This window comes from Methylobacterium radiodurans (genome assembly GCF_003173735.1).
Lineage (GTDB): Bacteria > Pseudomonadota > Alphaproteobacteria > Rhizobiales > Beijerinckiaceae > Methylobacterium > Methylobacterium radiodurans.
Map to the genome: position 1 here is coordinate 3,015,352 of NZ_CP029551.1, position 13,227 is coordinate 3,028,578.

The window sequence follows — 13,227 nt, forward strand, 5'->3', positions numbered from 1 at the left end:
CCTCATCCGCCATGCTTCCCGTCATCGCGCACAGATCGGCCTCCCGGTGAGCACAGACAAGACCCGAGACACGAGCGGCGCCCAGTTGGTCGGCCCTGCGGTCGGCCTGCGCGACATCGATCTCAGCCTGGGGCGGGGCGCGGCCCGCGTCCACGTGCTGCGGGGCATCTCGCTCGACGTCGCCCGCGGCGAGGCGGTCGGCCTCGTCGGGCCCTCCGGGTCGGGCAAGTCGACGCTGCTCATGGTGATGGCCGGGCTGGAGCGGCCGGATTCCGGCACGATCCGGATCGACGACACCGATCTCCGCGGCCTGGACGAGGACGCGTTGGCACGCTTCCGCGGCCGGCGGATCGGCATCGTGTTCCAGGCCTTCCACCTCGTGCCGACCATGACGGCGCTCGAGAACGTGGCGCTGCCCCTCGAACTCGCCGACCGGCCGGAGGCTCATGCCCGCGCCAGAGCGGAACTGGAGGCGGTCGGGCTCGGCCACAGGCTGCACCATTACCCGGCTCAGCTCTCGGGCGGCGAGCAGCAGCGCGTCGCCATCGCCCGCGCGGTCGCGCCCGATCCCGCGATCCTGGTGGCCGACGAGCCGACTGGGAACCTCGACGAGACCACGGGCCGGCAGATCGTGGACCTGCTGTTCCGGCTGAAGCGCGACCGTGGCGCCACCCTGGTCCTCGTCACCCACGATCCCGGCCTCGCCCGGCTCTGCGACCGCACCATCCGGATGCGCTCCGGCCGGATCGAGGCGGAAGCCGGCGACACTCCCGTCACCGCACCGGCGAGCGCCTGATGCACGGCACCTTCACCCCGCCCGAGCGGGCGCGCCGCCTGCCGCTGATCCTGCGCCTCGCGCTCCGGGAGTTCCGCGGCGGGCTCTCGGGCTTCGGCGTCTTCCTCGCCTGCATCGCGCTCGGCGTCATGGCGATCGCGGGTGTCACCTCGATCTCGCGCTCGCTCTCGGACGGGCTCGGCCGCGAGGGCCGGCGCATCCTCGGCGGCGACCTCAGCTACAGCCTGATCAACCGCGAGGCGACGCCGGAGGAGCGCGCCGCGCTGGCCCGCGAGGGCCGGGTCGGCACCGTCGCGACGCTCCGCGCCATGGCGGTGGCGGGCGAGGGCGCCGCTCTGGTCGAGCTGAAGGCGATCGACGAGGCCTATCCGCTGGCGGGCGTCCTCGTCACCGAGCCGCACGCGGAGCTGGCGGAGCTGCTCGGCCCCCGCGACGGCGTGCCGGGCGCCGTCGCCGACCCGGCCCTCCTGACCCGGCTCGACCTGAAGGTCGGCGACCGGATCACGCTCGCGGGCCACCCCTTCGCGATCCGCGCCACGGTCGTGAGCGAGCCCGACAAGATCGCGGGCGGGCTCGGCTTCGGGCCGCGCCTTATCATCACCCAGGAGGCGCTGCGCACCACCGGCCTCGTCCAGCCGGGCAGCCTCAACCGCTGGAGCTACCGCATCGCGGTGCCGAGCGCCTCGGACGCCGCGCTGGACGCGGCCGCCGCCCGCATCGCCGAGGCCGCGCCGGAGGCCGGCTGGGAGATGCGCGCGCGCTCCAACGCCGATCCCCGCTTCGCCAAGAGCATCGAGCGCTTCACCCAGTTCCTCACGCTCGTCGGCCTCACGGCGCTCATCGTCGGGGGTGTGGGCGTCGCGAACGCCGTGCACGCCTTCGTGGAACGCAAGCGTGGCTCGATCGCCACGCTGAAGAGCGTTGGCGCGCCGGGATCGCAGGTGGTCGGGCTCTATCTGGTACAGGTGATGCTGATCGCGGGCCTCGGCACTCTCGCGGGTCTGGTCCTTGGGGCGGGACTGCCCTTCGCGATCGACGCCCTGTTCCACGACGCGCTGCCGTTGCCGCTCAACCCGACGCTGGCGCCGGGCGAGCTGCTGCTGGCCGCCGCCTACGGACTGCTCACCGCTTTCGCCTTCGCGATCACGCCGCTCGGCCGTGCCCACGACGTGCCGGTCTCGGGGCTGTTCCGCGACACGGTCGATCCGTCCGCCCGGAAGCCGCGTGCGCGCTATCGGGTGATGCTCGCCGCCGCTCTACTCGCCCTGGTGGCGCTTGCCGTTGCCACGGCCTTCGACAAGCGGGTCGCGCTGGTCTTCATCGCGGCGGCCGGCCTGGCCTTCGGGCTGCTGCGGCTCGTGGCGACGGGCCTGATGGCGCTCGCCCGCCGCCTGCCGCGCCCGCGCCGCGCGGCGCCGCGCATGGCGCTGGCGAACCTCTACCGGCCGGGCGCGCTGACACCCACCATCGTGCTCTCGCTCGGCCTCGGCGTGACGCTCCTCGTGACGCTCAGCGTGATCGACGCCAACGTGCGGCGAACGATCTCGGCGAGCCTGCCCGCGAAGGCGCCGAACCTGTTCTTCCTCGACATCCCCTCGGCCGAGGCCGACCGGTTCCACGACTTCCTGGCCAAGGCCGCGCCGGATGGCAAGATCGAGCGCGTGCCGATGATGCGCGGGCGCATCGTCGCCCTCGACGGCGTGCCGGCGGGCAAGATCCGCCCGCCGGAGGACGCCGCCTGGGTGCTCGACGGCGACCGGGGCATCACCTACGCGGCGGACCTGCCGGAGGGCTCGGTGCTGACGGCGGGCCGGTGGTGGAGCGCCGAGGAGGCGAAGACCCCGCTCGTCTCCTTCGAGGCGGAACTCGCGCGCCAGCTCGGGCTGAAGATCGGCAGCGAGGTCACGGTCAACGTGCTCGGCCGCAACGTGACCGCGCGGATCGCGAACCTGCGCAAGGTCGAGTGGCGCAACCTCGGCATCAACTTCGTGATGGTGTTCTCGCCCGGCACCTTCCGGGGCGCGCCGCACGCCGACCTCGCGACGCTGAGCTTGGCCGGCGGCACCGACGGGGCGGCCGAGAACCGCATCCTGCGCGACGTCGCCCATACCTTCCCGTCGGTCACCAGCGTGCGGGTGAAGGACGCCCTCGACGCGGTCGGCGACCTCGTGGGCAAGCTGGTTCTGGCGATCCGCGGCGCGAGCGCGGTCGCGGTGCTGGCGAGCCTCTTCGTTCTCGCGGGTGCGGTCGCGGCCGGTCACCGCGCCCGGCTCTACGACGCCGTGGTGCTGAAGGTGCTGGGGGCCGGCCGCGGCCGCCTGCTCGCCGCCTACGGCATCGAATACGGCGCATTGGGACTGGCCACCGCGCTCTTCGGGATGATCGCCGGTGCGCTCGCCGGCTGGGTCATCGTCACGAAGGTGATGCGGCTCGACTTCGCGCTCGACCTCTCGGGCGCGCTCGTCGCGGCCGGGCTCGCGGTGGTCCTGGCGGTCGGCCTCGGCCTTGCCGGCACCTGGCGCATCCTGGGGCAGAAGCCCGCGCCCTACCTGCGCGGGCTGTGAGCGGGAGCGAAGAGGGCAGGGAGGGGAGCGATCCCTACGGCGTCCGCTCCGTCTCGGCTTCCATGTCGCGGCGCAGAACAGCGTTCATCCGGGCTTGGAAGTCGCGGCCGCCCTGCTTGAGGAAGTCCACGACGTCCAGCCGGTGCATCGATCGGTGCATCGATCCCCGCGGCTCGTCCGGGCGACGGAGCGCGCCCGCGGTGGGTGGGGCCGATCGGATCAGCGCGGCACCGCGGCCGTCCGTAGATCGGGCCGGCGAGCGTGACCGGAGCGCCGAACGACGGCCGGCGAGCACCGTTTAATCCCGAATTTCATGAACAAAATTAAAGGATTCGGGCCCCGAAAACAGGCCCTGCAAGCTCGGCGGAGGCCTTGTGTGCAGCCTCGCGACGCAACATATTCGATCACGAGGCGCTCTTCGGCGCCAGAGGTCCTGCGTGGGCCTCGCCCTGAACACCACGCTGAGAGAGCATCCTCAAGGGAACTCCCATGGCATTCGACAACAGCCCCTTCCGGTACGGCGCCCAGCAGGCGCCGGGATACGCCGGCACGCAGGTCGACGTCGACCAGGGCCTGCGCAGCTTCATGCTCGGCGTCTACAACAACATGGTCGTCGGCCTCGGCATCTCGGGCCTCGTCGCGCTCGGCCTCAACATGGCCGCGACCACCGCGACGGCGACCGGCAAGCTCGCGCTGACGCCCTTTGGTCAGACCCTCTACAACAGCCCCCTCAAGTGGGTGCTGATGTTCGCCCCCCTCGTGTTCATCTTCGTCTTCTCGATGCGGATGGACCGGATGTCGGCCTCATCCGCCCGGACGATGTTCTTCGCCTTCGCGGCCGTGATGGGTGCGTCGATGTCGACGCTGCTCCTCGTCTTCACGGGCGCGAGCGTGGTGCGGGTGTTCTTCATCACCGCGGCGACCTTCGGCGGCCTGAGTCTCTACGGCTACACCACGAAGCGCAGCCTCTCGGGGATGGGCTCGTTCCTGATCATGGGCCTGATCGGTCTGATCATCGCCTCGCTGGTCAACATCTTCCTGGCCTCGAGCGCGCTGCAGTTCGCGATCTCGCTGCTCGGCGTGCTGATCTTCGCGGGCCTCACCGCCTACGACACGCAGAAGCTGAAAGAGATGTATCTCTACAGCGGCTTCGACGCCGAGGGCGCGGCCAAGATGTCGGTGAACGGCGCGCTGACGCTGTACCTCGACTTCATCAACATGTTCCAGTTCCTGCTCTCGCTCCTCGGCGACCGCCGCTGAGCCTGACAGGTCCGGAACGGACGGAAAGCCCCGGCGCGAGCCGGGGCTTTTTTCATGGGCGATTTTCGTGGGTAAGCGCCGGGCCAGCGGTGAACCGCCGCAGCGCGGGATTTGTGGGGAAACGGACCGTCCCGCGCCGGATTGCCCGGCCATGTGGTTCCTCTACGCTCTGACGGTCGTCGCCGGTCTCGCCAACGCGATCCAGCCGGGCCAGAACGCGACGCTCGCGAAATCCCTCGGCCTGCCGATCACGGCCGGGCTGATCACGCTCCTCGTGAGCACCACCGCGCTTCTCGTCGGCGGCTTCGCCACCGGCAAGCTCGTGGTCCCGAACGCGCAGCAGATCACGGCAGTGCCCTGGTGGGCCTGGGCCGGCGGCCTGCTCAGCGTACTGCTGATCCTGGCCCAGCTCTACGCCTCCCCGGCGATCGGGGCGGCGAGCTTCCTCGGCATCATCGTGACGGTCGGCGTCTGCGCCTCGATCGCCTTCGACCATTTCGGCCTGATCGGCTTTCCGGTGCATCCGGCGAGCCTGTGGCGCGTGCTCGGCGCGGTGCTGATGGTGGTGGGCGTGGGGCTGGTGGCCGTCTTCTGACGCGCCCTCGAGGTCCTGGATTCCAAAGGTCGAGACCTTTGGCGGGTGCAGGGCAGAGCCCTGCATTTGCCCTGTCCGCCCCGGGACCCCGCCCAAGGGCCAAGGCCCTTGAGGATCCCGGACTTCTCAGACGGCCCGCAACGGCTTCTCCAGCACGGCGATCACCCGGGCGAGGTCGTGCCCGCGCTTCATCACGAGGCCGCCCGCCGCGATCACCGCGTAGGCGCCCTGGCGCCGGGCGAGCTTCGGGTCCTTCTCGATGCGGTAGAGCGGCATCTCGGAGGCGCGGCGGTAGATCGAGAACACTGCCTTGTCGCGCCGGAAATCGAGGGCGTAGTCGCGCCACTCGCCCTCAGCGACGCGGCGGCCGTAGAGATTGAAGATCGTGCGCAGCTCGTCACGGTTGAAGGCGATCTGCGGTGGGCTCGGCGCGTTCGGGAATGGGATCACCCGCATCGTCGCGTCGTCGACCGTCCGCTCGCTCATTCCCACTCCGTCCCGCGCCCGTGTCCCTGAGTCGGCTCTCGATTCACGGATGATGGGCGGCGCCCGCGCCGGCCGCAAGGGGCCGCGGCGGCACCACCTGTGTCGCGCACGCAACGCGGAAGATACGAAACACCACGATTCCGCCCAGATCGCGCCTTTTCCGAGCCTTGTTGCGGCAGCACAACAAGCACTGAAATCTCGTCGGGCCCGTGCCCGGCCGGCGCCCGAAACCCGAGCTCCCCAGCCCTCGGTCGCCGTCCGGCCCACACGATCCCGGCACTCCAGAGGTTTCGAGACCCAAGGACTCCAGGCCGCCCCACCCGGGCGGCCTTTTTTCTGGCTGCTCCCGGAGAACGGATCCCGCTATGAGCGGCCGGACGATGAGTGCGCCGCCCACCTTCGACGAGGCCTTCCGCCGATCTTTGCGCGACCTGTTCGCGTGGCGGCGCGACGTGCGCCGCTTCCGCACCGATCCGGTGCCGGAGGCGATCCTGCGGGCCTGCCTCGACGAGGCGCATCTGAGCCCGTCGGTCGGCAACAGCCAGCCCTGGCGCTTCGTGCGCGTCGCCGACCCGGAGCGCCGGGCGGGCGTGGCCGCGAGCTTCGCGCGCTGCAACGCGGACGCGGCGCTCAGCTATGCGGGCGCGCGAGCCGGGCAGTACCGCGCCCTCAAGCTCGCGGGCCTGCGGGAGGCGCCGGTCCATCTCGCGGTGTTCTGCGACCAGGGCACCGAGACGGGCCACGGGCTCGGCCGGGCGACCATGCCGGAGATGCTGCGCTACTCGGTGGTCGCGGCGGTGCAGACCTTCTGGCTCGCCGCGCGCGCCCGGAATCTCGGCGTCGGCTGGGTCTCGATCCTGGAGCCCGGCGCCGTCACGGCGCTCCTCGACGTGCCGGCGGCCTGGCAGCTCGTCGCCTATCTCTGCGTCGGCTGGCCGGTGGAGGAGCACGCCGACCCGGAGCTTGCCCGCCACGGCTGGCAGGCGCGCGAGCCGCTGGACCTTACCGAGCGCTGAAGACGGTGCGTCGCCTTTGAGCGAGCGCGATCCCACGCCTTTCACCGATCCGCCCGATCGACGCGCACAAACCCCTCGTCAACCAAGCTTTTTCCGGAACGCGTAAGCGGACCCGCGACTTACTCGGCAGGCATCACGGTCACGCTTCGCGGAGAAGGTTCGATGGCGGGTCGGTACAGGGTTTGGGCGGGGCTTGCCGGCCTCGGATTGGCGGCTCTCGGGGCTCCTCCGGCGCAGGCCCGCGAGGTGGTGGCGTTCCCCTACGCGGCGGCGCCGGGCTCGGTGGTGGTGAGCGCCTCGGAGCGCCGGCTCTACCTCGTCAACGGCGACGGGACGGCGATCCGCTACCCCGTGGCGGTGGGCAAGCCGGGCAAGCAGTGGTTCGGCACCACGGCGATCGACGGCAAGTACGTGCGCCCCGCCTGGTCGCCGCCCGCCGAGGTGAAGCGCGACAACCCGCGCCTGCCGAACCTGATCGCCGGGGGCTCGCCCGGCAACCCGATGGGCGCGGCGGCGCTGACCCTGTCGGGCGGGCAGTACGCGATCCACGGCACCAACCGGCCGAGCTCGATCGGCACCTTCGCGTCCTACGGCTGCATCCGCATGTACAACCAGGACGTGGTCGATCTCTACCAGCGGGTCGAGGTCGGCGCGACCGTGACGATGATGCGTTGAGGGCCGCGCCGAGGGTCGGTCACGCGGCCGGCGGGGCGGTGGCCTCGACGGCCGTGAAGGTCTCTAGGATCCGGTAGGTGTGCTCGACACCCGCCGGCACCAGCCAGGAATCGCCGGGCTCCAGCAGCACGGTCTCGCCCGCCAGCACCAGCTCGGCCCGGCCCTTGAGCACGTAGCCAACGGTCTCGTGGGCCGAGACCGAGGTCGGCTTGTCGGCGTTCGGCGGCTCGTCGCGCCACATCCGCATGGCGAGCCGCTCGCCCCGGGCGAGGCCGATCTCGCCGTTCTCGCCCGCGGGTGCCTGGGCGCCCGCGATCTTGCCTGTCGTCATGATGCTCTCCTTCGCGTCTCCCGAACGGGGCGAAGGGCCGGCGGTTCCCGCGGCGGATCAGCGACCTACCAGCCGCCGTCGTAGGGGCCGTCCCAGCGGCGCCGGACCGGGGCGTAGCCAACGGGCACGCGCTCGTAGGAGATCACCCGGCGCGTCTCGTAGGCCGGCTCCTCGTAGACCACGCGCGGGCGGCCGTAATAAGCGGGGGCGTAGCCGTAGGGGCGCGGCGGCGGGGGCGGGGCGTAGCCGTAGCCGTAGGCCGGCTCGGCATGGGCGGAGGCGGCGGCGCCGATCAGCGCGCCCGCGGCGAGGCCACCGATCAGGCCGGCGGCGAGAGCGCCGCCGCGCCCGCGGGCCTCGGCCGCCGTGGAGGAGAGGGCGCCGACGCCGATCAGCGCGGCGGCCGCGAGGATGGGAAGTCTCGTCATGGCCTCGGATCCGGTTCGTCTGGGGCGCGGCCGGATCGCCCGGCCGCTCACATCCGGACGATGCGCCGGGCCGCGTGCAGGAAGCCTGAAGGCGGCCGACAGCAACGGTTCAGCTTGGGCCCGCCCCGCTGCGGCGGCATGCGCGCGCAACGACCGGCCGCCCTCAGCCGTTACCGGGCATGGCGCACATCGCGATCCTCGTCGGCACGCCGGCCGGCACCCGTCTGCTCGCGGCGTCGACCGAGCGGGACGCCGCCCGCATGGTCGAGCTGCTGCTGATCGGCCTCGACCGGACGGCCCTGCCGGCCCCGCTCTGGGTGCAGTGCGCGGACGGCGCCCTGGCGGCGCGCCTCACCGCCTATCTCGCGGGCTTCCAGGCCGAGCTGACGGCCGTGCCCGCGGGCGAGACTCAGTAGCCGTCGTCGACGTAGACCGCGCCGCCATGGGCCGGGGCATAGCCGTATCCGTAACCGTAGGGGTTGCGCGCCGCGTAGCCCCGCGGGGCGCGGCGGACGGGGGCGGGCGCGTAGGCGCCGCGGCCCATCTGCATCCCGGCCAACATCACCCCGTCCGACTCGTAGAGCCCGCGGCCTCGAACCGCCCGGACCCCGCCGCGGCTCGCGACGCGCGGGGCGGCCTCGCCCTGGACCACAATGCGGGTGTTGCCCGGCCCCTCCTGCTTCACCAGCCGGAACAGGGCGGCGGCCTTGCCCGGCGCGAGGCGGACGCAGCCGTGCGAGGCCGGGCGCCCGAGTGCCGAGAGGTGGGAGGAGCCGTGGATGGCGTGGCCGGAGCCGGTGAAGAAGATGGAATGGGGCATCGGCGCGTCGTCCCATTCCCGCGAGAAATGGGTGCGGGCCATGCGCTGTGGCCGGAAGCTGCCGTTCGGCGTGTCGTGCCCGGCCTTGCCCGTCGAGACCGGCCAGGAAAAGCGCGGCTGCCCGTCCACGCTGACCGCCATGGTCTGCGTGTCCTTGTCGATCCGGATCAGCACGTCCGCCCGCGCCGGGGTGAGAGTAAGGCAGAGGGGGAGGGCGCAGAGGAGAGCGGAGCGGCGGCGCATGGGGCCTCGGTTGGGCGAAGCGGGGCGGTTGCACCTAATCTACAAGGTTTGCGCGCTGAGGGTTCCGTGTGGGGAAGGGGCAAACCACGTAGCTGCGCGCATCGATCCCTCGGCGTGCCTTCGTGAGACTTACCCAGCCTGGGGAGCACCCGCCTCAGCGACAAACTTCACTTCAGGTTGCCTCGTCTCATATATAGTTACCGGAAGTCTAATCGTCATGTCAGTCGGCCTGATGGTTGAGTTCGATTGCCGCAACAGCGAACAGGATCATTAGGCCGACGGCAGAGAGAAGCCCTCCAAACAACAGAGAGACCAGCGAAGGCGCCGAAAGTTGATGTAGGCTTTGTCCCCGCTACCCTTGTAAATGGCCTAGAGCGAGAAGATGCGGGCCTGAGTCGAGAGAAGGAAGTGTTGCAACATTGCCTTGAAAGCCAATCCCTATGCATCGTAACTGATGGCATCCGCAATCAGACAGGATGTACCATGGCTGACGACACGGAACAGGCATGGGATACCAGCGTGAAGGGCATTCTGAAGTCTGAGTTGAAGCGCAAGGGAGTGACCTACGCGCAGCTTGTCGAGAAGCTGGATGCCATCGGCGTGAGAGAAACGGAGCCGAACATCCGCAATAAGCTCGCCTTTGGTAAGTTCACGACAGCGTTCAAGCTACAGGCGCTTGAGGCGACCGATGCTCAAGATCTGCACTCGAAATGATCGCCATGCGGTCCCTCCTTATCGAGAGCATGATTGCAAAAATCCTTCCCGGCTCTGTCGATACTCGCATTAATACTCTAATCACGCCGTGAGGCGCATCCGCATCCTCAAGGGAAGCATCCCAAGGTTCTGTTGAGACACCCCAGAATGTGTTATTTAGCAGGCCCCAAACAAAACTCTGGCACGTTCGATCTATCTGGCTAACCTCAAAAAGGTACATAGCCTCCCGAGCGCTATACGCTATCGTCCTATGATTGCAGGCATTTTGGCTCACGCCCCATGTTCCATCAAGCATTTCAGCGGGTTTTCTAAGCCAATGCGATGAGAGGCCGTCTAGGTCTAACTTCGCACTAAACGTAGCCTCCTCTCCTTTATTTGTTACAGCGAGAACCCAATGGTTTTCGACGTTGCGAACTTCGTATGAAAAATTGGGGCTTGGCTCCTCTGGGGCGGCCTCAACTGCCCGGAATAGTATCTCGTCAGCAGGCTCGATGGGAAGGCCCATACCGCGAGCACCTTTTGGATGCAGCAATCCTAGTATGCCAAAGAGCCGCATCTGTTCAGCGATGGCAGGATTATTTGTCTGGAACCCATCAACGCGGGTGGCGTCAATTTGACAGTTCTCGAATGAATATGGACCGCCATCCCATGTTACAAAAACTTGCTCAAAAGAGCAGTTTATGAAGCGGTGACCATCCAACCTGACGGGAGAGCGTACGAACTTGTGATTGGCAACCACAGTCAAGGGTGCGGAACCTGCTGCCTGCCTTGAGGGCGGTTGAGATGCTTGACCCCGCTGAGTATCCCGCTCCTGAGGCCAACTGAGCCAAATAAGAAATCCGGTCAGTGTCGCGGCGAGTGCGCTGGGCACCCACCAGGGCGTGGAGAAAAGCCAGTTTGCCCAAGTGGGCAGGCGCTCCAATAGCTGGTTGAAATCATCACCCACGGTGCTCGCTCCGATGAGCGTCACCGCTGCCTTCGCTGTGGTCCACGTCCAAAATAGCAAGGCGGCCACGATGGTGGCGGCGCGTGCGAGACCCAATCGAAAGCGTGGCATGCAGGCAGGATGCCTCACGCCGCTTCAGATGGGTAGTTGCCTTGTATCTCGCCGCACAATCTCTTCGATTGTCGGCCTTCCGCGGAGTGCGGCTCTAAGGTTGCAGCTAGCGTATCGCCAGTGATGGCACCCGCTGCGCCTCCCAATGGCATCCGCTATCGCCTTGGTGCACTTAGGCCAAAAGGCCGCCTGCCCCCCACCGCGATTAGGTCGAATGACCGTTCCGGCTGAAGCGCTCGACCCTGGTCGTACCGGAGCCGGGTGGGGAAATGAGACCGGACAGTTTCGAAAAATGTAACCGCCATAGCCTGTCCGCAGCAGAGGGCCCAGCGGGCCCGTCCGGCGCCGGGGCCGGCGCGGTCTCCCTCGTCAGGCCGGCGCCGCCATGGCACGCTCCATGCCCGCCTCTCCCCACCCAAACCGGTGAAGGGCCCCGATGACCGCTCCGCTGAACCGCTTCTCCGTCGAACCGCTCGCCAGGATGACGCGGCGCCTCGCCGACGTCGCCGGGGGCCGGGCCGAGCCCGATCTGGTGATCACCAACGCGCGGGCGCTCTCGACCTACTCGGAGCGCATCCTGCCCGACCGCGAGATCTGGATCGCGGGCGGGCGCATCGCCGCGCTCAAAGCCGCCGGGACCTACAAGGGCCCCAACAGCTACGACGCGCAGGGCCTCATCCTGGCCCCAGGGCTGGTCGATCCGCACCTCCACATCGAGAGCAGCATGGTCACGGCCTGCGCCTACGCGGAGGCCGCGCTCGTCAACGGCACCACCACGATCGTCTGCGACAGCCACGAGATCGGCAACGTGCTGGACGCTGACGGCGTCGCCTGGATGCTGGAGGACGCGCGCGAGGCCCCGCTCAGCATCTACCTCTCGGTGCCCAGCACCGTGCCGGCGACGGGCCCCGCCATCGAGACCGCAGGCGGCGACCTGACGCCGGAGAAGATCGCGGCCCTGTTCGATGCCTGGCCGGAGGCGATCGCGCTCGGCGAGAAGATGGATTTCGTGGCGGTGGCCGAGGGCGATCCGCGGGCCCACGCCATCCTGGCGGCGGCTTTGGAGCGCGGGCGCCCGGTCTCGGGCCACATCTACGGGCGGGACTTCGTGGCGCCGTACGCGGCGAGCGGCGTCACCGACACGCACGAGGCGGTCGATGCCGAGATCGCCGACGACCTCCTTGAGGCCGGGCTCTGGATCTTCCTGCGCGGCGGACCGCCGACGACGCCCTGGCACTCGCTGCCCAAGGCCATCGGCACGGTGACGGATTACGGCGCGGCCTGGAAGCGGGTCTGCGCCTGTACCGACGACCGGGACGCGGACGACCTCCTGGCCTACGGGCTCGACTGGGTCGTGCGCGAGGCGGTGCGGCTCGGCATCCCGAAGCCCGCCGCCTGGGCGATGGGCTCGCTGCACCCCGCGACCCGCTTCGGCCTCGACGGCGAGATCGGCGGGCTGGGGGGCGGGCGCCGGGCCGACCTCGTGCTCCTCGACGACGAGCTCGTGCCGCAGGCCACGTGGTACGGGGGCGAGCTCGTGGTGGAGGGCCGCGCGCCCACGCCGCGCCTCGAGGCGGCGCTCGCCCGGCCCTACCGCTACCCGGAGCCCGCCTACCGCACGGTGCGGCTGCCCGTGCCGCTCCCGGGGCTCGTGCCGCCGCTGCCGGCCGGGCCCTGCACCGTCAACGCCATCCGCACGGTGCTGCCGGGGATCGAACTCGCCCACGCGCAGGTGCCGCTGGTGCCGGGAGCCGACTGGGCGGAGACGCTTCGGTCGCACGACCTCTGCCACGTGGCCGTGATCGAGCGGCACGGGCTCAACGGCAACGTCGCCCACGGGCTCCTCAGCGCCTTCGGGCTCAGGCGGGGCGCCGTGGCCTCCAGCGTCGGCCACGACGCGCACAACATCGTGGTGGCTGGGCTCAACGAGGCCGACATGCGGCTCGCGGTCGAGACCATCGCGGAGGTGCAAGGGGGCGTCTGCGTGGTGGCGGACGGGGCGGTCGTCGCCCTGGTGGAGCTGCCCGTGGCCGGGCTGATCTCCGACCGGCGGGTCGGAGCAGTGGCCGAGTCGGTGCGGGCCCTGAAGGCGGCCTGGACCGAGGCCGGCTGCGCCATCCCGTATATGGGCTTCAACCTGATCCCGCTCTCGGTGATCCCGCAGATCCGCATCACCGACAAGGGGATCGTGCGGGTGCCGGAGATGAGCCAGGTGCCGCTGTTCGAGCCGGCGTGAGGCGCC

The 13,227-nt window shown here is 69.6% G+C and carries 14 protein-coding genes; 9 read left to right on the forward strand and 5 right to left on the reverse strand.

The annotated features are described in order from the left end of the window. Nucleotides 1-85 precede the first annotated feature (85 nt). Nucleotides 86-796 (forward strand): ABC transporter ATP-binding protein, encoded by a 711-nt coding sequence (locus tag DK427_RS14120; RefSeq protein ID WP_109951817.1) that lies wholly within the window; start codon nt 86-88, stop codon nt 794-796. Then, nucleotides 796-3,360, forward strand: coding sequence for an ABC transporter permease (locus DK427_RS14125; RefSeq protein WP_109951818.1), 2,565 nt, complete (start codon nt 796-798; stop codon nt 3,358-3,360). The genes DK427_RS14120 and DK427_RS14125 overlap by 1 nt, the downstream gene beginning before the upstream one ends. A gap of 34 nt (nt 3,361-3,394) precedes the next feature. Here DK427_RS14125 and DK427_RS27100 read toward each other — a convergent pair whose 3' ends face one another. Beyond that, a complete protein-coding gene (locus DK427_RS27100) occupies nt 3,395-3,520 on the reverse strand; it encodes a BrnA antitoxin family protein (RefSeq protein ID WP_245930566.1) in 126 nt (41 codons plus the stop codon). Between the two features lie 329 nt (nt 3,521-3,849). Between DK427_RS27100 and DK427_RS14135 the strand changes: the two genes are divergently transcribed. Both DK427_RS14135 and DK427_RS14140 read left to right on the forward strand, forming a co-directional pair. Then, complete coding sequence (locus tag DK427_RS14135) at nt 3,850-4,620, forward strand: Bax inhibitor-1/YccA family protein (RefSeq protein ID WP_109951820.1); 771 nt, start codon at nt 3,850-3,852, stop codon at nt 4,618-4,620. 151 nt (nt 4,621-4,771) lie between these two features. Continuing rightward, nucleotides 4,772-5,215, forward strand: coding sequence for a DMT family transporter (locus DK427_RS14140; protein WP_109951821.1), 444 nt, complete (start codon nt 4,772-4,774; stop codon nt 5,213-5,215). A gap of 126 nt (nt 5,216-5,341) precedes the next feature. On the opposite strand, the gene DK427_RS14145 is transcribed toward DK427_RS14140, so the two are convergent. Continuing rightward, nucleotides 5,342-5,701 (reverse strand): DUF2794 domain-containing protein, encoded by a 360-nt coding sequence (locus DK427_RS14145; RefSeq protein WP_109951822.1) that lies wholly within the window; start codon nt 5,699-5,701, stop codon nt 5,342-5,344. A gap of 380 nt (nt 5,702-6,081) precedes the next feature. On the opposite strand from DK427_RS14145, the gene bluB reads away from it, so the two are divergent. Together bluB and DK427_RS14155 are read left to right on the forward strand one after the other, a co-directional pair. Further along, entirely contained in the window at nt 6,082-6,717 is a 636-nt protein-coding gene (gene bluB, locus DK427_RS14150) for a 5,6-dimethylbenzimidazole synthase (RefSeq protein ID WP_109954163.1), read from the forward strand. A gap of 162 nt (nt 6,718-6,879) precedes the next feature. Further along, nucleotides 6,880-7,392 (forward strand): L,D-transpeptidase, encoded by a 513-nt coding sequence (locus DK427_RS14155; protein ID WP_109951823.1) that lies wholly within the window; start codon nt 6,880-6,882, stop codon nt 7,390-7,392. Nucleotides 7,393-7,411: 19 nt separating this feature from the next. On the opposite strand, the gene DK427_RS14160 is transcribed toward DK427_RS14155, so the two are convergent. Further along, nucleotides 7,412-7,723, reverse strand: a complete 312-nt coding sequence (locus tag DK427_RS14160; protein ID WP_109951824.1) for a cupin domain-containing protein — start codon at nt 7,721-7,723, stop codon at nt 7,412-7,414. 65 nt (nt 7,724-7,788) lie between these two features. Continuing rightward, on the reverse strand, nt 7,789-8,151 hold the full coding sequence (locus DK427_RS14165) for a hypothetical protein (RefSeq protein ID WP_109951825.1): 363 nt from the start codon (nt 8,149-8,151) through the stop codon (nt 7,789-7,791). A gap of 179 nt (nt 8,152-8,330) precedes the next feature. Between DK427_RS14165 and DK427_RS14170 the strand changes: the two genes are divergently transcribed. Then, nucleotides 8,331-8,567, forward strand: coding sequence for a hypothetical protein (locus tag DK427_RS14170; RefSeq protein ID WP_109951826.1), 237 nt, complete (start codon nt 8,331-8,333; stop codon nt 8,565-8,567). Here the strand turns inward: DK427_RS14170 and DK427_RS14175 are convergent. Beyond that, nucleotides 8,561-9,214 carry a L,D-transpeptidase gene (locus DK427_RS14175; protein ID WP_109951827.1) on the reverse strand — a complete coding sequence of 218 codons (654 nt, stop codon included), beginning with the start codon at nt 9,212-9,214 and terminating at the stop codon, nt 8,561-8,563. The genes DK427_RS14170 and DK427_RS14175 overlap by 7 nt on opposite strands. A 483-nt stretch (nt 9,215-9,697) precedes the next feature. Between DK427_RS14175 and DK427_RS14180 the strand changes: the two genes are divergently transcribed. Both DK427_RS14180 and DK427_RS14185 read left to right on the forward strand, forming a co-directional pair. Next, nucleotides 9,698-9,928 (forward strand): DUF6471 domain-containing protein, encoded by a 231-nt coding sequence (locus DK427_RS14180; RefSeq protein ID WP_109951828.1) that lies wholly within the window; start codon nt 9,698-9,700, stop codon nt 9,926-9,928. A gap of 1,493 nt (nt 9,929-11,421) precedes the next feature. After that, complete coding sequence (locus DK427_RS14185; protein WP_109951829.1) at nt 11,422-13,221, forward strand: adenine deaminase C-terminal domain-containing protein; 1,800 nt, start codon at nt 11,422-11,424, stop codon at nt 13,219-13,221. Nucleotides 13,222-13,227: the final 6 nt, after the last annotated feature.

Coding starts and splice junctions, on each gene's coding strand:
- DK427_RS14180 (WP_109951828.1), top strand. CDS start 9,698: ATGGCTGACGACACGGAACAGGCATGGGATACCAGCGTGAAGGGCATT.
- bluB (WP_109954163.1), top strand. CDS start 6,082: ATGAGTGCGCCGCCCACCTTCGACGAGGCCTTCCGCCGATCTTTGCGC.
- DK427_RS14165 (WP_109951825.1), bottom strand. CDS start 8,151: ATGACGAGACTTCCCATCCTCGCGGCCGCCGCGCTGATCGGCGTCGGC.
- DK427_RS14160 (WP_109951824.1), bottom strand. CDS start 7,723: ATGACGACAGGCAAGATCGCGGGCGCCCAGGCACCCGCGGGCGAGAAC.
- DK427_RS14145 (WP_109951822.1), bottom strand. CDS start 5,701: ATGAGCGAGCGGACGGTCGACGACGCGACGATGCGGGTGATCCCATTC.
- DK427_RS14125 (WP_109951818.1), top strand. CDS start 796: ATGCACGGCACCTTCACCCCGCCCGAGCGGGCGCGCCGCCTGCCGCTG.
- DK427_RS14185 (WP_109951829.1), top strand. CDS start 11,422: ATGACCGCTCCGCTGAACCGCTTCTCCGTCGAACCGCTCGCCAGGATG.
- DK427_RS14175 (WP_109951827.1), bottom strand. CDS start 9,214: ATGCGCCGCCGCTCCGCTCTCCTCTGCGCCCTCCCCCTCTGCCTTACT.
- DK427_RS27100 (WP_245930566.1), bottom strand. CDS start 3,520: ATGCACCGATCGATGCACCGGCTGGACGTCGTGGACTTCCTCAAGCAG.
- DK427_RS14135 (WP_109951820.1), top strand. CDS start 3,850: ATGGCATTCGACAACAGCCCCTTCCGGTACGGCGCCCAGCAGGCGCCG.
- DK427_RS14155 (WP_109951823.1), top strand. CDS start 6,880: ATGGCGGGTCGGTACAGGGTTTGGGCGGGGCTTGCCGGCCTCGGATTG.
- DK427_RS14170 (WP_109951826.1), top strand. CDS start 8,331: ATGGCGCACATCGCGATCCTCGTCGGCACGCCGGCCGGCACCCGTCTG.
- DK427_RS14140 (WP_109951821.1), top strand. CDS start 4,772: ATGTGGTTCCTCTACGCTCTGACGGTCGTCGCCGGTCTCGCCAACGCG.